Source organism: Ktedonospora formicarum (assembly GCF_016587355.1).
Classification (GTDB): domain Bacteria; phylum Chloroflexota; class Ktedonobacteria; order Ktedonobacterales; family Ktedonobacteraceae; genus Ktedonobacter; species Ktedonobacter formicarum.
This window is the reverse complement of record NZ_BNJF01000003.1, coordinates 420,147-443,768: the sequence shown is the minus strand read 5'-3', so window position 1 is coordinate 443,768 and position 23,622 is coordinate 420,147. Positions and strand designations below refer to the sequence as shown.

Annotated in this window: 22 protein-coding genes; 13 read left to right on the top strand and 9 right to left on the bottom strand. The window is 51.4% G+C overall.

Annotation, left to right across the window (positions count from 1 at the left end):
• Positions 1 to 106: 106 nt before the first annotated feature.
• Together K3T82_RS28400 and K3T82_RS28395 are read right to left on the bottom strand one after the other, a co-directional pair.
• Entirely contained in the window at positions 107 to 1,024 is a 918-nt protein-coding gene (locus tag K3T82_RS28400) for a helix-turn-helix transcriptional regulator (RefSeq protein ID WP_236031664.1), read from the bottom strand.
• 55 nt (positions 1,025 to 1,079) lie between these two features.
• A complete protein-coding gene (locus K3T82_RS28395) occupies positions 1,080 to 2,057 on the bottom strand; it encodes an RNA-guided endonuclease InsQ/TnpB family protein (protein WP_220196898.1) in 978 nt (325 codons plus the stop codon).
• 451 nt (positions 2,058 to 2,508) lie between these two features.
• On the opposite strand from K3T82_RS28395, the gene K3T82_RS28390 reads away from it, so the two are divergent.
• The 5 genes from K3T82_RS28390 to K3T82_RS28370 all read left to right on the top strand — a co-directional run bounded on the left by K3T82_RS28390 (position 2,509) and on the right by K3T82_RS28370 (position 8,452).
• A complete protein-coding gene (locus K3T82_RS28390; RefSeq protein ID WP_220196897.1) occupies positions 2,509 to 3,327 on the top strand; it encodes a ParM/StbA family protein in 819 nt (272 codons plus the stop codon).
• On the top strand, positions 3,324 to 3,590 hold the full coding sequence (locus tag K3T82_RS28385) for an acetate and sugar kinases/Hsc70/actin family protein (protein WP_220196896.1): 267 nt from the start codon (positions 3,324 to 3,326) through the stop codon (positions 3,588 to 3,590). Before K3T82_RS28390 ends, K3T82_RS28385 begins: the two co-directional genes overlap by 4 nt.
• Positions 3,591 to 3,893 carry a hypothetical protein gene (locus tag K3T82_RS28380; RefSeq protein WP_220196895.1) on the top strand — a complete coding sequence of 101 codons (303 nt, stop codon included), beginning with the start codon at positions 3,591 to 3,593 and terminating at the stop codon, positions 3,891 to 3,893.
• A 342-nt stretch (positions 3,894 to 4,235) separates the two neighbouring features.
• Complete coding sequence (locus K3T82_RS28375; protein WP_220196894.1) at positions 4,236 to 7,337, top strand: NACHT domain-containing protein; 3,102 nt, start codon at positions 4,236 to 4,238, stop codon at positions 7,335 to 7,337.
• Between the two features lie 740 nt (positions 7,338 to 8,077).
• Positions 8,078 to 8,452: a hypothetical protein gene (locus K3T82_RS28370; protein ID WP_220196893.1), complete on the top strand. Its 375-nt coding sequence runs from the start codon at positions 8,078 to 8,080 to the stop codon at positions 8,450 to 8,452.
• Between the two features lie 281 nt (positions 8,453 to 8,733).
• Here K3T82_RS28370 and K3T82_RS28365 read toward each other — a convergent pair whose 3' ends face one another.
• The gene (locus tag K3T82_RS28365) at positions 8,734 to 9,756 is read right to left on the bottom strand and encodes an NADP-dependent oxidoreductase (RefSeq protein WP_220196892.1); all 1,023 of its coding nucleotides are present in this window, start codon (positions 9,754 to 9,756) and stop codon (positions 8,734 to 8,736) included.
• Between the two features lie 254 nt (positions 9,757 to 10,010).
• Between K3T82_RS28365 and K3T82_RS28360 the strand changes: the two genes are divergently transcribed.
• The 3 genes from K3T82_RS28360 (at position 10,011) to K3T82_RS28350 (ending at position 11,692) form a co-directional block, all read left to right on the top strand.
• A complete protein-coding gene (locus K3T82_RS28360; protein ID WP_220196891.1) occupies positions 10,011 to 10,610 on the top strand; it encodes a TetR/AcrR family transcriptional regulator in 600 nt (199 codons plus the stop codon).
• Between the two features lie 8 nt (positions 10,611 to 10,618).
• Positions 10,619 to 10,789, top strand: coding sequence for a hypothetical protein (locus K3T82_RS28355; protein ID WP_220196890.1), 171 nt, complete (start codon positions 10,619 to 10,621; stop codon positions 10,787 to 10,789).
• A gap of 348 nt (positions 10,790 to 11,137) precedes the next feature.
• A complete protein-coding gene (locus K3T82_RS28350) occupies positions 11,138 to 11,692 on the top strand; it encodes a tetratricopeptide repeat protein (protein ID WP_220196889.1) in 555 nt (184 codons plus the stop codon).
• A gap of 89 nt (positions 11,693 to 11,781) precedes the next feature.
• Here K3T82_RS28350 and K3T82_RS28345 read toward each other — a convergent pair whose 3' ends face one another.
• Both K3T82_RS28345 and K3T82_RS28340 read right to left on the bottom strand, forming a co-directional pair.
• Positions 11,782 to 11,967: a hypothetical protein gene (locus K3T82_RS28345; protein ID WP_220196888.1), complete on the bottom strand. Its 186-nt coding sequence runs from the start codon at positions 11,965 to 11,967 to the stop codon at positions 11,782 to 11,784.
• A gap of 231 nt (positions 11,968 to 12,198) precedes the next feature.
• Entirely contained in the window at positions 12,199 to 14,121 is a 1,923-nt protein-coding gene (locus tag K3T82_RS28340; protein ID WP_220196887.1) for a leucine-rich repeat domain-containing protein, read from the bottom strand.
• 170 nt (positions 14,122 to 14,291) lie between these two features.
• Between K3T82_RS28340 and K3T82_RS28335 the strand changes: the two genes are divergently transcribed.
• The 3 genes from K3T82_RS28335 to K3T82_RS28325 all read left to right on the top strand — a co-directional run bounded on the left by K3T82_RS28335 (position 14,292) and on the right by K3T82_RS28325 (position 16,848).
• Entirely contained in the window at positions 14,292 to 14,480 is a 189-nt protein-coding gene (locus tag K3T82_RS28335; RefSeq protein ID WP_236031622.1) for a hypothetical protein, read from the top strand.
• 263 nt (positions 14,481 to 14,743) lie between these two features.
• Positions 14,744 to 16,441 carry a hypothetical protein gene (locus tag K3T82_RS28330; protein WP_220196886.1) on the top strand — a complete coding sequence of 566 codons (1,698 nt, stop codon included), beginning with the start codon at positions 14,744 to 14,746 and terminating at the stop codon, positions 16,439 to 16,441.
• Positions 16,372 to 16,848: an SMI1/KNR4 family protein gene (locus tag K3T82_RS28325; protein WP_220196885.1), complete on the top strand. Its 477-nt coding sequence runs from the start codon at positions 16,372 to 16,374 to the stop codon at positions 16,846 to 16,848. The genes K3T82_RS28330 and K3T82_RS28325 overlap by 70 nt, the downstream gene beginning before the upstream one ends.
• Positions 16,849 to 17,131: 283 nt before the next feature.
• Here K3T82_RS28325 and K3T82_RS28320 read toward each other — a convergent pair whose 3' ends face one another.
• The 4 genes from K3T82_RS28320 to K3T82_RS28305 all read right to left on the bottom strand — a co-directional run bounded on the left by K3T82_RS28320 (position 17,132) and on the right by K3T82_RS28305 (position 21,889).
• Entirely contained in the window at positions 17,132 to 18,526 is a 1,395-nt protein-coding gene (locus K3T82_RS28320) for a DMT family transporter (RefSeq protein WP_220196884.1), read from the bottom strand.
• A gap of 112 nt (positions 18,527 to 18,638) precedes the next feature.
• The gene (locus K3T82_RS28315) at positions 18,639 to 18,965 is read right to left on the bottom strand and encodes a hypothetical protein (protein ID WP_220196883.1); all 327 of its coding nucleotides are present in this window, start codon (positions 18,963 to 18,965) and stop codon (positions 18,639 to 18,641) included.
• Between the two features lie 35 nt (positions 18,966 to 19,000).
• Complete coding sequence (locus K3T82_RS28310) at positions 19,001 to 20,584, bottom strand: WD40 domain-containing protein (RefSeq protein ID WP_220196882.1); 1,584 nt, start codon at positions 20,582 to 20,584, stop codon at positions 19,001 to 19,003.
• A gap of 258 nt (positions 20,585 to 20,842) precedes the next feature.
• Entirely contained in the window at positions 20,843 to 21,889 is a 1,047-nt protein-coding gene (locus K3T82_RS28305) for an aldo/keto reductase (RefSeq protein WP_220196881.1), read from the bottom strand.
• 192 nt (positions 21,890 to 22,081) lie between these two features.
• Here K3T82_RS28305 and K3T82_RS28300 point away from each other — a divergent pair, with 192 nt between their 5' ends.
• Both K3T82_RS28300 and K3T82_RS28295 read left to right on the top strand, forming a co-directional pair.
• The gene (locus K3T82_RS28300; RefSeq protein ID WP_220196880.1) at positions 22,082 to 22,981 is read left to right on the top strand and encodes a LysR family transcriptional regulator; all 900 of its coding nucleotides are present in this window, start codon (positions 22,082 to 22,084) and stop codon (positions 22,979 to 22,981) included.
• A gap of 171 nt (positions 22,982 to 23,152) precedes the next feature.
• Complete coding sequence (locus K3T82_RS28295) at positions 23,153 to 23,551, top strand: hypothetical protein (RefSeq protein ID WP_220196879.1); 399 nt, start codon at positions 23,153 to 23,155, stop codon at positions 23,549 to 23,551.
• The last annotated feature ends 71 nt before the right edge of the window (positions 23,552 to 23,622 follow it).

Sequence of the window (23,622 nt, the reverse complement as noted above, 5' to 3'; positions counted from 1 at the left end):
TTCTCCCTCATGGTGTAATCGCGTTGTCGGTCGCTAGATAGCGACTGTCTTACTACTCATTGCTAGAGAAGAAGTGTAAGGGAGAAACAGTGACAATCCTATGTCACTATTGATGGTGGCGGTCCACAACTTCCTGAGCCATTTCTCGCACGAGATTGCGCAGGGGTGGAGGCGCGAGTACTTCTGCGTCGGGGCCAAAGCTGAGCAGCAGGCGCGCGAGCCAGTCGTTTTCGGCTGGCGGCCAGCGAAAGCAAAGCAATCCTTCCTCCTCACCCAGCGGTTGGATCGCGTCGCTGAAATAGGGATTGCGCTCCATGAGGAGGGCGCCTCGTGCGGTCAGCCGGATACGGACTTCCGGGTGTGAGGGATGCTTGTAGGGAAGCCTGGAGGGGAGTGGCGTTGGGTGTTCTGGTGGCTGGGTCGCGCTCACGGCGATGAAGCGGTCCACGCGATAGGTCCGCTCTTCCTGATGCTCCTGAGAGTACGCTTCACAGTACCAGAACCCCCCAGAGGAAGAGAGGCGGCGAGGGAGGATGGTTTGTTGAGAGGTTCTTTGCTGAGAACGATACATGACACGAAGCCATTGTTGCGTGCGTGCGCTTTCGATAAACTGCTCGATGAACGGTGTGGCATAGCTGCGAGTTGGGACATTGAACTGAACGGTCTGCAAGAGCTGATCGGTTTCAGGCCTGTGCTGCGGGGGAATGAGGGCTTGGACCTTGGCAAGCAAAGACTCTCGCTCCTGTTTGAAGGGAGTTTGCGCCAGTTGAGAGATGCTACTGAGGGCCAGGCGCAACAGCATGGTTTCATGGAAGGTCAATTGGAGTGGAGTCAGAGAGTAGTCCGGCATGAGCGTATAGCCGCCATTTGCGCCCGCTTCGGTCACAATGGGTATACCCATCTCACAAAGTGCCTCGATATCGCGAAACACCGTGCGTTTGGATACTTCAAAGCGGCGAGCGATCTCCCCAGCGGTGCGTCTGCCTCCCTGGAGAAGCAAAACGATAGCCGTCAGACGATCCATGCGATTCACCCTCGTTGCTCCCTCTCTTTTCTTCACAAAAGATATAGTACCTCGGTCAGAGACCCCACGCCCTTTGGGCGGGGACTTGTCCCTCGTCGGAAGACGGAGACGAGAGGCCGTCCGACGGCGACCCACCAGCCAGGGATGTACCGAGACTGGCAAGGTGTTTCTCAGCAATGTTGCGAGAGGCGTTCAAATCAGCATGTTCGCTCAACCCACAGAGACGACAGAGGCGCAGGCTTTGAGAACGGCGATTCTGGCGCGCCTGATCCCCACAACGCGAGCAGGTCTGGCTGGTGTGACGAGAGTCCACCTTCACCACGCTGATGCCCTTCTCTTGCGCTTTGTAGATCAGGAAGGAGTGAAACTGCGCGAAGCTCCACGAGTGGAGATGGCGCTGCCCTTCTCCCTTGCGCAGGAGAGCACGAGCGCGAATATGGGTCAAGTTCTCAAGCACGATGGCCGACCCAGCAGCGGCATGCTCTACGATGCGTTTGCAGAGCACATGGTCATGAGAAGGGGAGATAACAGGATCGGGGAGGCTCACCACGACATGCAGTGTGTACCTGCCTTTGCGGGAGCACAGCTCAGCGCTACACACCTTGCTGCCAAGGTATTTGTGAGCATGAGCAGGAATGGCAAAGGGAAGGTGCACACGTCCCTTGATAGTGGCGAGACTACAGGTGCGTGTCTCCCACTTGACCCAGGAGGAACGAGCATCGTAGCGGATAGGACAGAGACGCGAATGCGGAGCACGTGTTTTGTGTCCCTTTTTGAGGCGAGCAAGGGCACTTTTCACGGCTTCAGTGGCTTTGACGCGAGCGGCACACACCAGTTGCGAAGGCAGATGGGGATGCTGCGCGCGCAGATCATAGTAGGTGCGCTTATGGAGTTCGATACCGTTGCTACACCCCGTGTGAAAGCCCTCATCGGTTACCGCATTAAAGCACGCGGTATGCTGGTGCAATGTCTGCTGCAAAAGTGCTGCTTGCTCATCGGTCGTATGCAGGCGTGAAACAAGTGTTCTATCCATGCAAGCAGTCTCTCATAGTAAACCTGTTTTGTCAAGGAGATGGGCTTTCCACCGCCATCTCCACCCAAAGAAAGGAACGCTTCTTTCCTCCCCATGTCTGCAAGCACAGGGGTATCCAGAAGCGGAGGTTTCGATGAGAAGTAGCCGCCTGCCCTCATCTCGAAGAAATCACCTGCCTTATGCTCTTGTCCACTCTCTACCTCCCCTTCCCTCTCTCTTGCCTGCCCCTCTCCTGCCTCCTGTGCAGAGGTATGCTCAAGAACAGGCGATGCATGAGGAGAGGTTAGGGCTGAGTACATGAGTACATGTTCCATACGTTGTGGGGCATGTACTCCACTTTCCTGTACTGATGGCATGTTGTAGTAGTTGTACATCACTCTGTGGCATAGGTCCACCACTTTATAGAGCCTGTGTCTCAGAGTATGAGTCATAAAAAGGATGGCTTTGAAGTATGCTGACCACGTTTCTCCTCTATTATGCCGGATTTGAGGTTGGTTCTGGATTTGCGGGCATAAAATTGCTTCCCGCCGATGGGCTGACGCTGGCGCAGGACCTCATTACGCTCCCAAGTTTTCTCGCGGACGGTGAGGTTGCAACTCTTCTCAAGGGCAGCGATCCACATGCCAAACTCGCCGATGTTCTTCAGCCGGGCGATTATGTGCTCTCGTTGGAGGATCATACTTATTTCCTTGGGCGTTTGCTCGCGCATGGCACGCATAGCCACAACGCGTTTAATGACGAACGCCGGTACTGGTCTGAGCACGCCCAGATCTTGCTCCTCTGCCTGGCCTGCCTCCTTATTCCGGAGCGCTGTTTTGAGTTGCGTCTGGTGACGGCGTTGCTGGTGAGCCTCTACGAACGCACACGACGGCAGCGTGTCAGGCAGGCGCTCTCGCGGCATTATCGCTTTAGCTTCAATGGGCGGAGTCGTAAGGTTGTTGTCAAGTGCGGCTATGTCGCGATGGAGGGACAGGGCATTCTCATTCATTGTGGAGATGAAAGCAGTCAGCAGGCGGTCATCGATGTGGGTGAACGCACCACCGATCTGGTGGCTGCCGATGGGCAACGGTTGCTCATTCCGTTGTGCAAAGGCGAACAATTCGGCGTTGGTCATTTGGTGGAGGATCTTCAACAGTTGGTGTGGAAGTATCATCGGAAGCTCCCTATCGAGAAGGCGCACGCGTTGCTGAGAGCCTATGCGCATCATCAACCCTATCCGTCATCGCCACTGGGGCAAACGACCTTCCAGATGAGGAGATCACCGAAGTGATTACAGGCTCGCTCAAGCGTCTGACGCGCTCCCTATCCTCATTTCTTATTGGGATGTGGAATGTGGAAGGGGCTCATGCCGGGACGCAATTTGACAAGATCTATCTTGGCGGCGGAGGGGCCTATTACTTTGAAGAGGTGGTTTGCCAGGCGTTACAGGGATGTCAGATCGTCACGGTGCCTGATCCAGAGCATGCCAGTATCTGCGGGTATGCCGAACTTGCTGCCTCGCTGGATGAGGATCGCTGGGAAGAGGGATATTAAATGCGCAACGATGATGATGTGTACTGGAACACGAGCCTTCCCAGGCAGCATGAAGCCTTGCAAGCGCTCGATACCTTTTGCAAAGAGTGGGGAGGGCTCAGCCGCGCCGAAGCTACCCGCCGCATTCTCATCGAGTGGGACAGGCTTCGCCGGGGCAAAGATGTCTCCGCCTGGGCACCAGCCGCCTCGGCTCAATGGGTGCTGGCTACTCCCCAAGAGCAACAACGAACGCCGCGACCTGCTCAAAAAACAGTTATGGTGAACCAGGTTGCCAGAGCCGCAAGCCAGGTGCTTGATGAGTGAGACTCGTTTCTGCGAGCAGAAACTCTATGGTTGCAATACATCAGGCAAGGCAGCTTTCCTTGACACTCCCCTGGCTCAAGCACACCTTCTTTTTCAGCAGACAGAAGCTGGAAACACACAGACACAAGGAACGGCGATGCATCCCTGCCATCAATGAGCAGGGCTTTCTCGCTTGGCGTTCCGTAAGGACAGAGCGGAATACACCTTCAAGTACCGAGGGTGTGTTCCGCTCCATTCATAAAAATATTCTTAATTTGTTTGTAAAATGGGTACTTATTCACGTCTACTTCTATAGAATACTATTGCTGACAACAACGGTATCAATTCTTCGTAGGAGACGAGATGAGCCACCTTCTTTCCTTTGCCATTGCCCTCTTCCATAAAGGTCTATTGACTGGTCTACAGCCTACTCCTATTGCTACGCCAACTCCAATACCGCAGCCGTCTCCTGGCGAGTGGCTTGCATTTGCAAGTGCAGTCATTGTCGCTCTCATAGGTGGATGCTTTGCTGTGTATTCACTTCGTAAGGGCCATGCCAATACAAAAGAGCTGAACGCGGAGCAGAATAGTCGCGAGGAGGTGCGCCAGCATCGACAAAACGAGAGCGAGCTCGAACGCACGCATCGTGAAGAGCAACAAAAACTTCTCCGCAGGCAGCAGGAACGTGAGCAACAACTGTTAGCGGCCACGAGCAACCAGCAGGTTCATACTGACGCCGAGCTTCTCGATATCTACAAAACAGCGCTACACGCAGATCCGCGTATCTCTCAGATGAAGATTCTCGACATGAGTCATCCCTTGCAGCTTGAACATATTTACGTGCGCCTGCATTTGCATGAGGAGACGCGCTCTGGCTATGATATTGAGCCTATGCTTTTTACAGCCCAGAAAGAGCGTGATCCTAATGCCTTCTTCCTTGCTAACCGTCACTTCCTTGAGACTCGCGTGAGTACTGCTATGACACCTGAAAAAGCGCTGCAAAAGTATCAGCGCTGCATTGTCCTGGGAGATCCCGGTGCTGGTAAATCCACACTGCTCAAGCATCTTGTGCTTCAATCCATTGATGGACAATTTCCCTATCTTCCCAAAGTTCCTGTTCATATCACCCTGAGTACGTTTGTCTCTTCCGGCCTGACTGATCTCATTGCCTTTGCTGCCATTCATTGGAGTGAGCTATACCGTATAAGCGAACAAGAAGCATATAGGTTTATCCATGCCCATTTGATGCGAGGTGATGCCATCTTGCTGCTTGATGCCCTCGATGAGACGGTCATTGGCGATACGCCTATCCCTGTGAAAGATTCTTACGGCCATGCTCTAAACGCTATTACTCGTGTCACAACTCAGTATCCACAAGCATGTATTATTGTAACTACACGTAAAGCTAGCTATCAACAGCGGACGCGTCTTATGGGCTTTACGGAACTGGAGGTCCTTGATTTCCGTCAGAAGGAGATTGAGCAGTTTATTACCAACTGGTTTGATTTTCATCCTGCCCCTCGTCGACATGCGACCGCAGCTCATCTTCTCTCGTGTCTCAAGCAGAATCCACGCATTAAGGTGCTCGCTGCCAATCCGTTGTTGCTCTCTCTCATCGTGCTCACCTACGAGGTGCAGCACGATTTACCTGAGCGACGTGCTGATCTCTACAAGCAATGTCTCGACACACTTCTCTTTAGATGGGATACGTCGCGCGATATCCGTCGTCGGCGCCTTTTTAAGGCCGAACATAAACAGCAGCTTCTCATCGAAATTGCCTGGCATTTTCATAGTCAGGGGCGGCGCTATTTCCCTGAAGATGAGTTGCTTGCTGTCATCACGCGCTTTCTGCCAACGATAAATCTTCCAGCTGAACAAAGTAAGCTTGTGTTGCAAGAGATTGAGGAAGAAAACGGCCTGTTAAAAGAACAGGCACGTGGCTGGCATGGCTTTCTGCATCTCACTTTGCAGGAATACTGCACAGCCCTCTACATCCATCAGCACAACAACTGGCAGGAACTATTGAAGAATTGTGGTGATCCCTGGTGGGAAGAGGTCCTTTCCCTGTACGCAGGTGTGACACCTGATGCCAGCGCCTTGATCTCACAACTTCTCAGACGCCATAAACGGCAATGGTTATGGCGAGATATTTTCTCCACGCATCTGCTTTGGGCTGGACAATGTCTTGTTGCCCGCCCTCGCCTCACGCAACCACACCTGCGTTCGGAAGTGGTTTCTTGCCTCATTGCCTCATTGATCAATTCAAACTATTCTTTAACAACAGAACATCTCACAGCTATCTTGAGGCAATGCTCCGATGAAGATATAAAAAATCATGTATTCTCTCTTGCCAAGAATACCGAAAAAGACACATTTGTACGTCAGAAAGCGCTATGGGCAGTAGGAAACTTGGAGGACACAAGCGTTGTAGCTGATTTGCTTGCGCTTCTCAAAGATCCTCAGCAAGACATAGGTGTACGTATGCGAGTACCAGGGGTTGTGTTGAAATTAGAGCGCAAAAGAGTGGTTGGAGATCTCCTTACGCTTCTCAAAGATCCTCAGCAAGACGCGGCTCTCCGTGCGCAAATAGCGCGAGCATTGGGTGCTTCAAGGAATAAAAGAGTGGTGGATGATTTGCTAAGACTTCTTAGAGACCCTCAGCAAGATATAACTATGCGTAGGCAAATAGCATGGGCGTTGGGGGACCTGGGAGATACATGCGTGGTTGGAGATCTCCTTACGCTTCTCAAAGATCCTCAGCAAGATACAACTATGCGCATACAAGTGGCATGGGCACTGGGGAAATTGGGAGACAAAAGCGTAGTTGGAGACCTATTCATACTTCTCAAAGATTCACAGCAAGAAACAATTGTACGTGCACAAGTGGCATGGGCGCTGGGAAAATTGAGTGATAAAACCTTAGTGGGTGACGTGCTGACGCTTCTTAAAGACCCTCAGCAAAATGCATCTGTACGAGGATACTCAGCACGCGTGCTGGGGAATTTGGGGGAAGAAAGTGTGGTTGCTTATCTGCTCACACTTCTCAAAGATCCTCAGGAAGAAACAATTGTACGCAGGCAAGTCGCGCGAGCGCTAGGGGATTTGGGAGATAGAAGTGTGGTAAGTGATCTGCAGAAGCTTCTCAAAGATCCTCAGGAAGAAACAATTGTACGTAAGCTAGTGCTATGGACATTGTGCAAGCTCGGGGAGAAGCCGTTCGTCTCTGACTTGATTTCTCCCACTCCTGCTTCTTTGGGTTCCAATGAAATAGCCATTCTTGAAAATATTACTCAAACAGAGCGGGATATTTACTTATGCGCTTGTTTGATCACAAAAAGAAAGTTTGCAGATGAAATTCATCGTGCGCTTTGGACAATTAGCCGCCGTGAGAAATATTCTATTTATCTTCTCAGATGGAACCGCCTCAAGTTTGTACGTGTGCGCCATTGGTCCACACTTCATTGATTTTTCTGCTCATCGCAGTATCTCAACCAAATGCTCTTTGCTGTGAAAGAGAGGCAGGTGCATTCTGAGAATGCGTCCGAAAATCCCCCTTAATTTTGGCGCAAAAAACAATTTGCGAAATGGAAGAAATCCTCCTCTAGCTGGTGAGCCGCCACAAAACCATAGGCGGGCCGCTTTAACGAGAATCGTCGTTCTATTGTATATGCCCACCCCTGGCAAGCAAAAGGTACTCAGGAGGGATGCGTGGGAGGATCTGGTGGGGAGGTGCATGCCTCTCCACCCCTGCCCATAGCCTCTCCACCCTTCCCAACATCGCTCCTCTTCTCCCCCCATCAGCTCTCCACGGCTACTTGCTAGACTCTTCTTTGGGAATGTGTGAAGGAGCCAGGAAATATACCAACACACATCCAAAGCGCCTTTCCTCAATGCTTCATGTAGAGCTCCATATATGCGAAAGAAACGAGGTATCGTCCGTGGCATCAGAAGATTCTACAAGCAGCAGTCCTCAAGAACAGGTTGTGCCCGCCCCAGGTGCTTGCAAAGTTAGGATGGACCCAGGCTGGTCTCTCTCTGGGTGACGCCATGGAAGCGCTGCGAACAGGGGCCACATTTACCGATAGGGAGATGAGTTATGATTACCGCATATTGGCACTCCCACCAATCACAGTGGAACGCAGACTGGCTCCACGTTCCTTCTGACGCCAGGGGGGCAGGTTCGCTTCGCCAACAATGATGTGCGTGTGATCAACAATGTGCTCTATGAGAAGATACGGGCTGGCAAGATCATTCAACAAGTCGTGAATGCGCATTCCACCCTGGTGCAATTTCAGACAGCGTCAGTCCAGGGGAAACAACGGCAATTCGCCTGGGTCAATGTATCCTTTGCCTTGCTCCAATCAACGATTGATCCTGCAAGCGGGAAACGCACCGAGCGCCTGGATCAAGATCCCGCATCCGGTCAATCGCGCCTGCACCATATGGTGGTGCTCCTGGTTCGTGTGCCTCTTCAGGATCAGGGGGCCAACGCACCGATGGGAGGGACAGGGTGGTTGGTCAATACCTATGCCCTCGATCCACAAGGGCTTTCAGTGATTGCAACCAACTCATCAGTCTAAGCAACAGAGAGGGGGGCTGGCCTTCATTTTCAAGAAAAAGGCCGGCCCTCTCTCTGAGCATGCGTCATATCAACATGTTTGGTGCTAGGTCGTACTCGCATGGAGCGGGATGCTGGCAAGTTGTTGCCATTGCAGGCTGAGCCAGAGGCTTTCGCCAACCGTTGCTCCGCCACTTCCAGGTATGACGAAACTCCTCAATTGTGCAGCCTTTTATATCTCCCAATCCTGATCGAGGTGCAAAAGACTGTTTTGGGACATATTGCTATCACCGGTCATGACGGCTATGCCAGGGGATAGGCAGGTGGACGTGAGCAGCGACCTTCTTCCACCACGCGTAGGACAATTTTTCCATGTATATGGCCAGCTTCACCGCGCTCGTGGGCTTTGCGTGCCTCTGCCAGAGGCACAACCGTATCAATAACCACATGTACTTGTCCAGTATCGATCAGTTTGCCAATTTCGGCCAGTTGTACACTACTGGATTGCAGCGCTTGATGATGGCTTGTCCCAATGGTGATACCCGCGAGGGCGGCGTGTTCAGTGGAATAATTGCCGATATTAATTGGTACAAATCTGCCACCACGCTTGAGTATGGAAAGCAGGCGATTATTCTCGCCGCCTACTGTGTCAAAGACAACATCGATATCGTGGATAACCTGTTCAATAGGGGTGACAGTATAATCAATGAATTGATCGACGCCCAGTTCACGCAAAAATGCTGCGTGGCGCCCCGATGCCACGCCAATGACACGCGCACCTTTCAATTTCGCCAGTTGAACTGCGAAGTGACCAACTCCACCAGCTGCTCCATTGATCAGGACCGTCTGGCTCGCCTCCAGATCCAGGTAGAGCATCTGCCAGGCTGTCAGGGCTGCCATAGGGACCGCTGCCGCTTGGAGATGATCTAAGGTCACCGGTTTGCGGGCCAGGTCTGTTACAGGGGCTCTAGTATATTCCGCATAACTCTTGCCCCCATGTGGGAAACGCACCATGCCATAGACAGCATCGCCTTCACGAAACTCGGTGACACCCGGCCCGACAGCCTCGACAATACCCGATACATCAAAACCCGGTATGCTGGGCCGAGGAATTGGAGGAATGGCGTGTCGGAATTTCTCTGGAACGTCGGGGAAGCCCGCGCGCGCACGCCAGTCGGCTGGGTTGACGCCTGCGGCATAGACACGAATCAGAACTTCGCCCGGCCCTGCTGTAGGGCGCGGCACATCCTCGTACACTAAGACCTCTGGATCTCCCTCGGTATAGACTTGTATAGCTTTCATCGTTTCACTGGTTCTTGTACTCATGTTTTCTCCCTCAATACACTTCTCAAATGGTGTTGAGCATCGTCTATCGGTTGCTTGACGTCACGACCGTTGTCTATAATGCTAGAGTGGAAGCGTATGACAATCAATGAGCAATCAAGCCTTTTTGTAAGATACTGAACACAAAAGGGAAACTGTCAGGAAGAGATGACACTCGGTGAATCCTCGTTCGCCAAAACGGCGAACGAACGCTTGCCTACGTGAAGAGAGATGAACAGAGAAAGGCAGTATGAACAATGGCGATCTCCTCTAGAAGTGAAGATCGGCGTGTCCAGCGCACACGTCAGTTGTTACAGCAGGCTTCTCTTGATGTTATGCAAGAAAAGGGTTTTAAGGCCACGAGCATCCAGGAGATTGCCGAGCGAGCCAATGTCAGTCGGGGAACCTTTTATGCCCACTTTGTGGATAAATATGCGCTGTTGGAGTCGCTTCTCCACGAGGAAGTATTTCAGAACCTGATAAGCCCGCTTCCTCCCGTGTCCCAATGGGACAAAAAAACCTTGCAACGCTTCATTCGGCTCTTACTGGAACACTTCAGGGATGTACAGCGCCAATGTCACCCATTAGGGGCTATTGACCCATTGATCGAACGCTTCTTCCAGGAAGCAGTAGCAGGGCTTCTCTTGATGTGGCTGAAACAAAAGAGACGAGAAGAGGTCCGAGGGACAGTACCAATGGAAACAATCGCACAAACCATGAGTTGGGCCATTGTGGGCGCGGCGCTTCAATGGAGCCTGGAGCCAGCCACCATACCCTCAGAACAGATGGCCGAGAATGTCTTGCTGACGCTTATGGAGGGAGTCGAGCGTCTGGCACCTGATGCGTTACCAAAGTAACTGTTTAGATGGGCTATGTAGTTGCAGCGAAGGAGGTACAGGCACCGGCGCAATATGGAACAGACATTCAGACCGTCGCGACGTATCTGGCCGCTGGTCAGGTCGTTCCCTATGCATGTGCCAGTCAACTGCTGCATGATCTCTTCGGTGTTCATCTCTTTCCCGCAAGCATTGCCTAGTTTGTGACCTGTCTGCTACTGCTAAATGCGAGGCTGCCAGTGATTGTTGACTCTCCCGTGTGCGATGGTGATGGTGTTGAGAGGAAAATCAGAGGAAGCAGGAGAATACTTGCTACAATGAGGATAGCGAGCATCACGATAAGGTGGTATGACGGTTTTCCTTCTGATAGGCGCTGGGTGGAAACTATGCCCAAGCTGAAGCATACTTGCAGGAAGGTCTTGAGCTTGCGAGCAAGCTAGTTGGGCAAGAGCAGTTAGCAATAAATTTACTCCTCAATCTTGGTTTCAATGCTGGACAGCAGGGAAATCAAGATTGAGGCTGCTCTGTATTTTCAGGAGGGTTTAGAGTTGGCGCGTCGTATTGGTCATAGTCAACGTATCAGCGCTTTACTAGCGAATCTGGGAGCTTCTGAGATGGAGCTTGGGCGCTATGTTCAAGCCGAAACCTATTTCCAGGAGGGGCTTACAGTTGCACGCTGTATTGGGCATCGTGAATGGCAAAGCATCCTTTTGCTGAACCTTGGAGAGACATCCATAGCACAAAATCACATATCACAGGCTGAGACGTATTTGCACAATGCTCTATCCTTATCTCGTGAAATTGGCAGACCTCAGATTATAGCTAAAGTGCTTTACGACTATGGCAACGTGCAATTGAAAAAGGGTGAAATTCATGAGGCGCATATAACCTTCGATGAAATGCTGATGAACATTCCTGGAGGAGATAAAGAGCTCAGATTATTAGTTTATTACGGCCAAGCTCGTGTAGCAGCACTACGAGGAGATGTACATAAGGCCGTAGCATTAGGAGAACAATGTGCTAAGGGTTTGGAAAATATGGGGCATGGAAGTGCTCAAGAAGTACGTATCTGGTTAGAAAGATTGTTGTTGAACGCACAATAAAGTGTTTTTATGCAGGTATTACGCCTTTAATACTCAAACCTACAACGGTAATGTTGATTAGAAGCATGAAGCTCTGCATGAGATCGTTGCTATGGGAGCCAGTACGAATTTGGATGAATATGTCCTGGTTGTGCTTGTTGCTCTGTTGCATAACTTGAAGCGTTTACTCCAGCAGCGTGAGTGACTGTGACCATAACTGAACCGATGACCACTGCGACGACGATGACAGCCAAAATAAACAGTGGTGAAATCCAACGAATGAGTCGTTTATGCATACTCTTTTACTCCAAATGTACTTACAAAAAATACTTCTGCCAGTGATACTGCTTCTCTGTTTCGGGTATACCTGTTTTGTGAGCATGTCATAGAGGATCATAGATGATTTTATTTGTATTATCATGTTTTTCTACAATTTCTACAGTAAAGTACCATCCTCTCATCTATGATTGTGGCGGTTGAGAGGATGGTTGGTGAAGACATATTGCCTGCCCTTGGTCGAGGAAGCTTTATTGGTATCTGATTTTTAGTCTGTCTCGTACGGGGAGTGTCGCGAGCGGACTGAGATCTATCGTTGCCATGTGATGGCCAACGAACGATACTTCTTGCAAGTTGACGCTCTTGCTTAAAGGGGTGAGGTCTTGTATTGAATCGCAGTAATGTATTTCTAATTTTCTTAAGTCTGTTAAATAGCTGAGAGGGCTAATGTCTTGCAATTCTGGACATGACCACACGCTGAACTCTTGTACGCTGTCCAGATGGGATAGTGCCTGGATATCCCGAAGCGTTGAGCAGTCGACAATGTCTACCTGTTGAAGCGACGGAAGATGTGCCAGGCCCTGCAAGCTCGTAAGGCTGGTACTTCCCCACAGCTTGAATTCGCACAGTTGGGGAAGATCCGCCACCCCGGTCACATCAGTAAGCCCATGAACGTTCTTGATGTTGAGGCGACAAAGATTGGGATGGCCGGAAAGACGCGTTAGATCAGGAGTATAGGTGTCACCGTCTTTCCCTTCGATATGGAGCTCTTTAAGACTTATCGGAAGTGGAGGGAGTGGAAAGGAACCACAAAGCCAGAGATAGGTGAGATGAGGAAGCTGTGCAAGGCATGTCAACTCCTGCTCTGAAGCTGATCTTGTGTTTGTGAGCCATAATGTGCGAAGGTTCTGTAATGCACTTAGAGGACTGATATCATCCAAAGAAGAACAGTCTAGCTGAAGCAGTTCCAATTGCGAGAGACAAGCAAGGCTACTGATATCGTGTACCTGATCAAGGCCATTCATGTGAAGATCATACAGTTGGGTCAGGGAGGCAAGACTACTGATGTCTTGTAATGCTGTGCAATGATCTAGATCAAGGGTCCGTAACTGCGTCAGGGAAGCAAGACTGCTGATATCCTGCAATGCAGCACAATAATCGAGGTCGAGATGTTGAAGTTGCGTCAGGTGGGCAAGGCTGCTGATATCTTGCAACTTTCTGCAATTGTGCAGGTTAAGCCACTTGAGTGCCGGCAAACCGGTAAGCGGCGTGAGATTCTCTAATCTTTCGCAATGGGCGGCATACAGTGTTTCCAGAGCAGGTTTGTCAGAGAGCCCGACAAGGTTACGCAACCGTTTGCAATTTGTAAGATTGAGCTTACGGAGCTTTGTCAGGCCAGCCAGCGAGGCCACACTGGTAATTTTGCCGCAGTTCTCAAGAGTCAGTTCCTCTAGTTCGGTCAAGGTTGCCAGTTGGCTGATATCGTTGAGGTGTTCACACTGATTCATAATTAATTTTTTCAGCGTCATCAGATGTTGCAGGCCCCGTAGCGACTTCAATTGCACCTCATCGCTCCACCGCGCTTTGCCTCGACAGATAATCAGCTCGGTTCGGCCTTCGCGTTGAAAGAGCGGAGCCAGGACCCTTTCGGCGAATCGCTCAGGATCAATCGCCGATGACCAGAGCTTGAGGCAGGCCTCACCGTCAGGCTGAGGCGCTGTCTGTATATAGGTATTTAGCACATCCAGGGCATCATCATTGTTTATGAGCACTAATGCCTGAAGACAGGCAAACCGCGTTCTCTTTGAGAGCGTAGGCAAGGACAATTGCTGCTCAAGTGGTTTGACTGCCAGCGTTCCCACATTTGCTAGCTCCTGGGCAGCTTTCGCATTGTGCGGCGGAACCAGTTTGCCCAATCGTTTCTCGACCGCTCGAACCAGAGTGGGAGATGGTTGGTTTCCAGAGGGTGAAGCGAGGGCGGAACCGCCCATGGTATCCAGACAGGCCGCTGCCAGAAGATGCAAATGAGGGCGCTTCTTCGGAGCATAATCACCGAGCCGAAGCAATTCGTTGATCAACCACTCGTATTCGTGTGTTGAGAGTTGTGAGAGCACGTTCAGAACAGCGCGTTGCCATTGAGGCCATGCGACCTCGTGAACCTGTGTCACAAGCATGGAAACATTCATAAAACATGTTTTGTGATCGTTCTATATAAAAAAGGATCACATACTCCTCTCGCTGAAATATGGCAAGGTGGAAAAATTACAGAAATTCTCTTCCGCTCTATTCTTACAGAAAAAAGGCAAAGAGGAAACTTCTGCATATGGCCCCTGAGTATTAATGCTTGGGAAAACCAAAAGGCACCATTCAGAAAAGTAAGTTCGACGCAGATTTGGAACGGACCAAGGATCTCCTCAAGTTAGGACTCTCCGTGCGCAAGATTGCCAAACTGTTTGGCTATCCCAACCACCTTGCCCTCAACACCTACATCAACAAACGTGAGTTCCGTGAAGAAGGTTCAGAGTTGGCTTAGCAGGAGGAATGATGGGGGTCACTTTGTGCCTGGGAGAGCCTTAGCGGGAAAAATCGCACGAAAAAAATGGTATCACTCCATCTTGAGGTTTGCATGAAGATCTCGTCAGAGTTACTTTCCCTCCCCCCAAATGTACTCACCCATTTCTTCTCTCTCCCAGAAAAAAGAGAATAATTAATTGTACATGGTGGAACTCTTGAACTCATGGTAGAGATCTTCTGGAAGAAAAGAGTATTGGAAGAAAGATTGGAAGGCATCTTTTCATGCACAACCTCAAGATAGGTACGATGGTCCTTATTCTGAATGCCCAATGGCAGTCGTATGAGGGGAAGAAAGCACAGATCATATCCACCACCGATACCAAAGTGGTGGTGGAAGTCCATGACTGGTTTCAGCGGGAAGCCGTTGAGCTGGCTCCTGAACAGGTGATCACACTGGATCAGATCAACCCAACAACGGAAGGCCCTTTTCATACCGGTGACCTCGTTTTTCTTCACGAAGCCGTTTATGGGCAGGCAAGAGATCAAGGGCAAATTGGCAAGGTTATCAGTGCATTTTCCGTATGGCAGAAATGCCTGATAGAGCTGGAAGAAGGAGATGAAACAGAAGAAGATAAAGAGAACAGGAAACTCTGCGATTTTGATGACATCAGTTTGATGTTGCCCGAGCGCCGCCTACCTGACGAAGATTACCTGAGAGCAGTCGCGCGTGCAGTTTCACGACGAGGATATTGGCAGCGGTACTATGAATGGTGGCAACAACAGGCGGAGAAAAAACTCTGGCCCATTGATGAATTATCCGATCTCTATGCTGCCTCCATAGATATCAAAGCCCACATCGAAGCTGAAATAGCCACCGAAGCCGAGCGACAAGGCCAGTTGTTGGAGCAAGCATTTGGAGGTCTGACCCATGCTCAAAAGGTCAAGAAATGGCAGACCGAATGGTCTTCATGGACAGAATATCGCTCCTATAACAATGAACCTACCCCTGAAGAAAAACTCTTGAAAGCGATTTTCGGGGATGATGCTTCATCAGAAGAAGAAAAGAGCGAGGGGCAGGAGCCCCAACCCGAAACGCCTGAGGAGCATGGTCAAGAGTATGGCTATCGTAATTCCGGGCTAGAGCTTTTAGAGCGCTGTGAAAAGCATATAAAGCACCTCGCTCAGCCAAGAGGCTATGCCTATGATGCTATTCCGTTTCGCGCAATCCCCTCTGAAGTCGTTACCAATGCACCTGGCCCCATTTCTTCTCCTCCAGCGCTTCCACCAACCACTTTCCAGCCCGTTGAACCGTTGACCTTGCCAGGACGCGAACAGGCTCTTACGCTCTTAGAAGATGAAGGTGAGCATTTCACCGCCGCTCTGGCTCGCCTCGCTAGCGATGCCGATGACGCAGCCGTGGTTACACTTCTGGAAAAGTACGAAGCCTTACAAACGAGAGAAGGCTATGACAACCTACGGTATCATCACATCAACAGCGTGGCCTTGGCGCTCCTCGCGACCCAGCGTGAAGCAGCGATAGATGCTGTCCTTAAAAAGGAGCTAAACATGAAATTTTGGGGTGATGCCTCCTCATATAGCGTGCAAGGAATCATGTTCAAGGGAAGCACTCACGCGCTTTTCTGGGATGAGGAGAACCCTTGGCACATCAGCGCTGGAGAAGAGGTGCAGACTGCCATCGCACGCATCTGGGCATCGGTTGCACGGTACGCGCCGCGTTTTGTTGCGCTTTTGTGCGAGTACACCTGTGGACTGGCTCTCTTCAAACATCAAGCAACTGGCGAGTACTCTCTTGGCTATTTTCATCTCGTGCCCTTTACATCCTATGAACTGAGGAAGTATCGTGTTGAACCCAGAGTTCCGGCCGACACCAGCATCCATCATCTCGCAGAATGGCTCAACCAGGGGGACCTCTGCCTCCTACTGGGCTATCCCCCCGCGATCCTGACAACGACGGCTTAGAACATCTCCCACATTTTCGCTTGCCTCTGGCCCTCCGCGAGGTGTATGCGATCCACGGTGGACTGGACGGGGCAGGTGGGCACAACATTGATCCTCCCCATCGAATTCACCGGCATCTGAGTTGGATAGACAAGAAGGATACCTACCTCCTCGATCGGTTTCATGCGCGAAACCTGGGCCTCTTGCCGGATCAATTCGTTGCCTTTGCGCCTGATAGTTTTGGCAATACGTATGTGTTTAATCTGGATTGTCTCGATGAGCGACATGACCCACAGGTAGCGGACTGGGATCACGAAACGTGGGAAGTGAGCAAAGGTGTGCCTTTCTGGCCATGGTTCGCAGACTTCGCACCCAGGTCCTTGCTTGGCCTCAATGAGGAACATGTGGCAAGCATCGCTGATAAATAGAGGTTTATTGGCCCTTTTCCCACATTCACCGTCCAAAGGAAGAAGACAGTAGACTGGTATGAGCTATAAAGGGAGGAGACGAGACATTCACCTCGTCTCCTTTTTTCAACCAGGGGTAGTATGAAGGTTCCTGTCACCAGGCCCAAAGTAGGAGCATGAAAAGTTCCGCTTTGCATAATGGTTTCGGAACTTGGGCACTTTTTACTGGTTTCAAGTGGCTAACTTCCAGGATCAGCGGCTTTTCAAAGCTGAATAGTGCCATCTCCAACAGAAATAGGCACTTTCAAGTCGACTTGCCATAAGCCCCTTTGGGCCTGGTGACAGGAACCTTTATACTACCCCTATTTGACAGCAATAACCTCCAAGTGCTTGCTTTTCGAGATCTCCTAGGATTTTTGGGCTGTTTTCCTATGTACGTGGGATGAAGCTTGTAGCGACTTGGTTTGGGTGAATTGCGAGAGCGCATGATATATCCTCGCTTTTGTAGGGAGGAGAGCAGGCGATGAAGGCATCCACAAGGTATGCCAGTGGCGTGTTGGAGGGTGACAAAGTCCGCCCCATGAGGTGTTGACCAGAGGGAGGTGAGCACGAGATGAGCGCGTCTTCCCATTGGGAATGGTCTCCTGAGGTGAAATTGCCCTCTTGTCTGTGTGTGGAGAGTATGAAAAGGCGCTTGCGGCGAAACAGTACGAGGGGTAGGTAGAGATGATCTGTCGACACGACTGGCAAGCGCTTGTAGGAGCGTACTTCCTACGGCGAATGCGGCTCCGAGATAGGCCAGGGGTGGAAAGCGTTCGTGAACAAAGAAAAACGCCACGATTGCTCCGGCAATAGGCTCTATGGTGGAAAGAAACGTGAGCGTCACTCCATTGACGTAGTGTCTCATGACGATCATGGTTACCATGGGGGCAAATGTGGTGACCAGGCTGATATAGGTGAAGGTGAACAGATCGGAAGGATAGACGAACTGGAGCGATTGCCAGTTCCCAAAGAGTAGCGCGTACAGAAGCATCTCTCCAGCCATGGTCAGGCACTCGATGCCTAACACCGCTCGCCGGGAGAGTGGGTGCCTGTCTGGAGATGGTAGGCAACACTTTTCGACGAGAAATGAGTAGCCTGTGAGCAGGAGTCCTCCAAAGAAGGCAAGCAGGTCTCCTTGCCAATGCATCTCTGAGATAGAGAGTAGGAGAAGGATGCCTGCTATCGAAAAGAGGCAGGCGCACCAGGTCAGGCGCTGTACACGTTGGCGAAATACCAGCCAGGAGACAAGCACCACAAGAATGCCATTCATGCAGGAGAACAGGGCGGTTTCCGTAATACTGGTGAAAGCCATAGCCAGCGTCAGGCAGAGAAGCCCAACTCCCATACAACTGCCAAGCGCCATGCCACGCAGGATGACTATGCGCGTTATGTGGCGTCGTGACCAGAGGAGCAGGGCAGGAGGTACAAGCCAGGCCATTTGGATGGCCACAAAGATGGAGCTGTTCATCCGATCAAGTACAGGCTTGGCAAAGGGGAAAAATGAGGCTGAGAGCAGGCTCATGCAGAGGAAGGCTCCATAGCTCCAGAGACGCATGTGTCTGCGCGACCAACCGGCAAACCAGAGAGAGCGTGCTGATTGCCTTTGTGGAGGGGCGAAGCCAGAGAGCATGGTGACGGGAATCTGGGTGACATACATTGAGCATACCTGCCTTCTTTTTCTGCAAGCCGATAATGTCAGCCTACAACCAAACGAAACACTGTGCTGGCATGAGGGCAACCTCCGCGCTGACCTGCTTTGTGTCTGATCCTTATCTGGATGCTAGTTTTAAGCGTTGCCTGCGAATTTTATTCAACTCCTCTTTCGACGGTGGGTGTGGACGCACATAAAAGCGTTCTTGAAGCCTTGCTATGTCATGTGGGACTGAAGCAAGGATTGTCGAGGCATGCGTAGCGGCGTTGTGTTGGGCTGATGGATGCCGTTCGTGCGACCGTTGCTGCGGGCGGACATGAGGGGCTAATAAGAGAGGATGATTGTGGGTTACCTGCTCATCGATGGCCGCACAGATCGTATCGCGTGCAGCTTCCCACGCTCTATCTTGCTGCCGTGCCTGCTCAAAGGCGTGGCAAGCCTGCACAAAGACCTCAAAGAGTCCTCTCCCGTATGTCTGATCTAGCCCCCAGTCCAGGCGACCGAGTATGCCCAGTCCGAAGGTGGCATCAGTGCGCTCGAAGGCGGTGATTGAGGCTGCATTGGACTGCGCACAGGCGGTGCCACAGTCTCTATTGCTTGATGGGGCATAAAGGACAACTTCCACGGCTCTGGTTCGCCCTCCTGTGCCCGTACGGCTGGTTGAAGATAGGAAGCCAGGCGGATTTGACTGCGGACACGGATCATATGACGCTCCCAGTTCTCTGGTGTCGTGGGTTCTGGAGGCGATGCGCTGGCTGGCACCTCTTGTATTGTTCCACCCAGAGCCACATTCCATTTTTTCGCTCCATCGGCGATGGCAAGAATGGGCATGCCAATGAAGGTTGCCAGTTGCATGAGCGCCATCTCCCAGGTGAGGGACCAGATCTGCGGTCCTGGACGGTTTTCGCGTTGATGCCAGTGGGTAGACCAGTGCGCTCCTTGAGTGCTGGCAGGCAGAAGCAAGCCATCCATACTTCCCGTTGCAAGAGTGCCTCCAGACGAGAAGGCGACCGCTCTGAGGGTTTGCAGGGTATCAAAGTAATATCCATGGATCTCTTGCTCACTCGTCGCATTCCAGACCCGAGCGACCCCACCCTGCGATGCGGTCACGACCGTGTCCTGTAGCGTCGCGAGTGCTTCAATCGCCGCAGTATGCCGTCGAAAGGTTCTTTCTGGTTGATGAGAGCGCCCATTCCAGACAATCGCTTTCTTATCTGCCCCGGCGGAGACGATATGCAAGAGCCCCGATGGCCCTTGCACCCATCCAAGCGCAGTCACCACATCCGTATGGTGCTCAGTATCCCTGGCGAGTTGCGTGCCTGTATGCGCGTCAAAGAAGGTAACTGTCGTGCTGGCTCCTGCTACAAGCTGAAGGCCATCGGGTGACCAGGCAAGGGCGCGTACATGTGCATCAAGCATATGGGTGCGCAGGAGCGTGCCATCCAGTTGCCAGACCAGCGTGAGGTGATCATTGCCTCCGCTGGCGAGCATCTGCTCATCAGGAGACCAGGTGAGCGCTTTAACAGTCTGTTGATGCTGGGTGAAGATAGCCTGGGCGGAAATGCCAAAGGGGGCTGGTGTTAGCTGCTTGTGAGTTGGAAGGCTGACCTTTTGCGTTAGGAGGCGTTGGGCAAAGGCGGTTGTTACCCCCGAGCCCAGCCCAAACAGGCTCACGCCTGCAAGCATACAACTTCTCATGATCCACCGTCGAGAAAGCCGCAAGGTGGAGTCTGCCTGAGGTGTGGAGTGGTGCTGGTCAAGCGTGGCAGCGGGCATCTCTTCTGTGTGGTAGGTCTCCGGTTCCAGGACAAAATGGCTCCCAGAAGGAAACTCGACATCGGCAAAGCGGCCTGACGTCAGCAGGAGGCCCTTGCGCGAGACGCACCGCAATCGGTAAATGATGGGAGCGCCAAAGGAGTCAACCGGAGGATAGTGTAGGTGTCCTGCCAGTGTCATCACCCATGATCCGATTGGTGTCTGATCATCAACATGGACACGTACCTGAAAGGGAAGCCTCTTTCTGTAGCGAGAGGCTTGCTCAATGATGAGTTGTCGTTGCCCCATAGTTTTTACCTCTCGTGGCGCTAGTGTGCAAAGGATACGCTATGACACTTTTTTCTTGAGAGCAAGTGTACCAAGTGAAGAGTGGCAGCACAGGGGGAAGGGCAAGGGGAGGTAAGGGGAGGCTGGCTGCCAAACACAGCCATGCAGTAGGTGGACGAGGAGTAAGCGGTAGAGAAGGAAAAGACTATGGGGTGCATATGGAGGAGAATATTTCTTGCGCCCCTTCCATATGCGCTCCATTGTCTTCGTAGAGACGAATCAACTGTTGTGCGTCACAGGGGTGATGAGCGCATCACGGATTTGTGTATCATAAATCGCCTGATTGAACCAGTGTGGATAGATTGCTTGTGGCATGGTCAAGCGGCCAAGATCAGCTAATTCCTCAGCGTTCAGATGAAGCTCTGTCGCCCCGAGATTTTCATCAAGTTGCTTGCTTTTGCTCGCTCCAACCAAAACAGAGGTCACGGATGATTGAGCGAGTAACCAGGCTAAAGCCATCTGAGCTGGTGAGACCTCATGCTTTGCGCCCATAGCGCGTAGCATCTCAACGACCGTATAGCCATGGTCACGATCAAATGGGATAAGATCAAAGCCACTAAGTCTTCCACCATTACCTCCAGGGTTGTCTTGGGTATATTTGCCGCTGAGAAACCCTCCGGCCAGTGGACTCCAAACCTGGATACCGATTCCTGCATCCTGGGCAAAGGGAATCATCTCATACTCAAGATCGCGCCCCAGAAGAGAATAGTACATCTCAGCTGCGCGAAATGGTGCCCATCCATGTTCACGTTGGAGTCCTACCGCCTTGGCTGCAAGCCATGTAGGCCAGTTCGAGAAGCCGATGTAGCGTACCATCCCTTGCCGGACAATATCGTTGAGGGTTTCAAGCGTCTCCTCAAGAGGCGTGTAAGGATCGAGTCGGTGGACAAGATAGACGTCGATATAATCAGTTCCTAGCCGTTGTAAGCTGGCCTGTACCGCTGTGATGATGTGCTGTCGCGAGAGTCCTTGATCAATGAGTGCTTCACTCATGCGATTGCCCACCTTTGTGGCAATGACAACTTCCTGGCGGCGCTTCCCTAATGCCCGTCCCAGCATTTTTTCTGACTGCCCATTGGCATAGGCATCGGCAGTATTGAAAAAGTTGACGCCAGCATCAAGTGCCTGGGCGACCAGGTTGTTTGCACTGTCTTGATCGACTTTATACACGGACCCCAGGGCCCCTTCTCCCGATCCGAAGGTCATACATCCAAAGGCCAGTCGGGAAACGACCAGTCCAGTATTTCCTAAGCGTGTATATTGCATTATCTACTCCTCAGTGTTGATAAACATGATGCCAATTCATTGAAGTGGAGGAAGGTATGGTTCTTGTTTCTTGCTTCTCAGGATACTTTAGCCTGTTCTGATTGTCCAAGACATGTTTTCTCTTACGTGATAGAATGCCTCTATCACACAGAGAGAGTCTCAGGCAAAAGCGATGTGGGAGAAAGATGGCTGATGGAATTACGCGTTCTCCATTATTTTGTTGTGCTGGCTGAAGAACTGCACTTCAGTCGAGCTGCTACACGGCTTGCTGTTGCTCAGCCATCGCTGAGTTATGCGATCAAAGCACTGGAGCAGGAGCTTGGTGTTGCGTTATTTGAACGTGATCGTCGGCATGTCTCGCTGACAGAGGCAGGTGATGCCGTTTTGATTGAGGCACGGCGTACCCTTGCACAGGCCAAGCAGATCCATGTCGTGGCTGAACAATATCATGCCAAACTCGCAGGAATGCTTCGCGTGGGATTTGAGGCCACCGGAGCTGGCCCGATTGGAGCGGCAGTACAGGCGCGCATGGCCCAGGAATACCCCGATGTCAAGATCATTCCCAAGCGATTTGATTGGGGTGCGGAGGTCGATGCTTTGCGCAGAGGTATCGTCGATGTCGCGTATGTCTGGCTCCCTGCTCAGATTGAAGGACTGCATACAGAGGTCATCGCCAGTGAATCCCGTTTTGTGGCTCTGCCTCTCGCTCATCCTCTTGCGGCGCGTTCTCAGTTGCGAATTATGGAGCTGGCAGATGAGCCGCTGATGTGGACCAGGAGCGCGCCGAAAGCCTGGGTTGATTGGTGGGCAGTCAATCCGCGACCGGATGGGAGAGAACCAGTGTGGGGGCCAACCAATGAAAATGCTGAGGAGATGCTTGAGCAGGTCGCTGCTGGACGAGCAATCTGTTTTGCCCCTGCCTCCATGTCTTCGTATTATGCGCGACCTGATCTTGCCTGGCGTCCCATTGTCGATATTGAACCACTGCATATTGCATTGGCCTGGCGAGTAGACGAGAGGAATCCGTTGATCGAGCATTTTGTTTCTATTGTGCGGCAAGTACAGTCCTCTTCACGTAATCAGGAACTTTGACAGGTTTCTATGGGGTCATCTATATTTATTTGTTTTGTTATTATTAATGAGGGATGGGTGAGGGAAAAGGTTTTTGTTGTGCTTATATCATAAGAAGATCTTTAGCAGAGCCTCTTCACATACAATACGGGATTATCACACATAGTAAGGAAAATAGGAAAGGAGAATACGGTGAGGCATCCTGTCATTAAAATGAACGCTCATCTCGTCATACTGACTAAAGTGGTGACATTGCTGTTCGCGGTTGGTGCAATGATTGGCACAACGGTACCAGTGTCAGCCGCAAGTACAAAGGGAACAGGAGCGGCCACTAGCATAAAGACGGTAAGAATAACCGAATACAACTACAATGAGTGCGGCTCGTATTCAAGTGACGTTGGCAATATGAAGTATTGGTATTGCTGGAACACCCCAGCAGACGAGAACACAGCGTATCAATACGATCAGTGGCAGCAGCTTGTTGATACGCCGTGTTGGACCCATTCCACAGGTTTCGCAGCAGGAGGTACAGGACCGGCGTACCAGTCCTCCCTGAATGTTGAGAGTGGTCCTCCCACGCCTGAATGTTAAAACAAACGGTCATCGGAAAGCTGGCTTAGTGCCTAGCTATAATCCTCTTACAAGAATCCGAGCGAGAACTA

Excerpts from the sequence above, each read along its gene's own strand:
- K3T82_RS28400 (WP_236031664.1), bottom strand. The coding sequence starts at position 1,024 with ATGGATCGTCTGACGGCTATCGTTTTGCTTCTCCAGGGAGGCAGACGC.
- K3T82_RS28395 (WP_220196898.1), bottom strand. The coding sequence starts at position 2,057 with ATGGATAGAACACTTGTTTCACGCCTGCATACGACCGATGAGCAAGCA.
- K3T82_RS28390 (WP_220196897.1), top strand. The coding sequence starts at position 2,509 with ATGCTGACCACGTTTCTCCTCTATTATGCCGGATTTGAGGTTGGTTCT.
- K3T82_RS28380 (WP_220196895.1), top strand. The coding sequence starts at position 3,591 with ATGCGCAACGATGATGATGTGTACTGGAACACGAGCCTTCCCAGGCAG.
- K3T82_RS28375 (WP_220196894.1), top strand. The coding sequence starts at position 4,236 with ATGAGCCACCTTCTTTCCTTTGCCATTGCCCTCTTCCATAAAGGTCTA.
- K3T82_RS28365 (WP_220196892.1), bottom strand. The coding sequence starts at position 9,756 with ATGAGTACAAGAACCAGTGAAACGATGAAAGCTATACAAGTCTATACC.
- K3T82_RS28360 (WP_220196891.1), top strand. The coding sequence starts at position 10,011 with ATGGCGATCTCCTCTAGAAGTGAAGATCGGCGTGTCCAGCGCACACGT.
- K3T82_RS28355 (WP_220196890.1), top strand. The coding sequence starts at position 10,619 with ATGGGCTATGTAGTTGCAGCGAAGGAGGTACAGGCACCGGCGCAATAT.
- K3T82_RS28345 (WP_220196888.1), bottom strand. The coding sequence starts at position 11,967 with ATGCATAAACGACTCATTCGTTGGATTTCACCACTGTTTATTTTGGCT.
- K3T82_RS28340 (WP_220196887.1), bottom strand. The coding sequence starts at position 14,121 with ATGCTTGTGACACAGGTTCACGAGGTCGCATGGCCTCAATGGCAACGC.
- K3T82_RS28330 (WP_220196886.1), top strand. The coding sequence starts at position 14,744 with ATGCACAACCTCAAGATAGGTACGATGGTCCTTATTCTGAATGCCCAA.
- K3T82_RS28325 (WP_220196885.1), top strand. The coding sequence starts at position 16,372 with ATGGCTCAACCAGGGGGACCTCTGCCTCCTACTGGGCTATCCCCCCGC.
- K3T82_RS28320 (WP_220196884.1), bottom strand. The coding sequence starts at position 18,526 with ATGTATGTCACCCAGATTCCCGTCACCATGCTCTCTGGCTTCGCCCCT.
- K3T82_RS28310 (WP_220196882.1), bottom strand. The coding sequence starts at position 20,584 with ATGGGGCAACGACAACTCATCATTGAGCAAGCCTCTCGCTACAGAAAG.
- K3T82_RS28305 (WP_220196881.1), bottom strand. The coding sequence starts at position 21,889 with ATGCAATATACACGCTTAGGAAATACTGGACTGGTCGTTTCCCGACTG.
- K3T82_RS28300 (WP_220196880.1), top strand. The coding sequence starts at position 22,082 with ATGGAATTACGCGTTCTCCATTATTTTGTTGTGCTGGCTGAAGAACTG.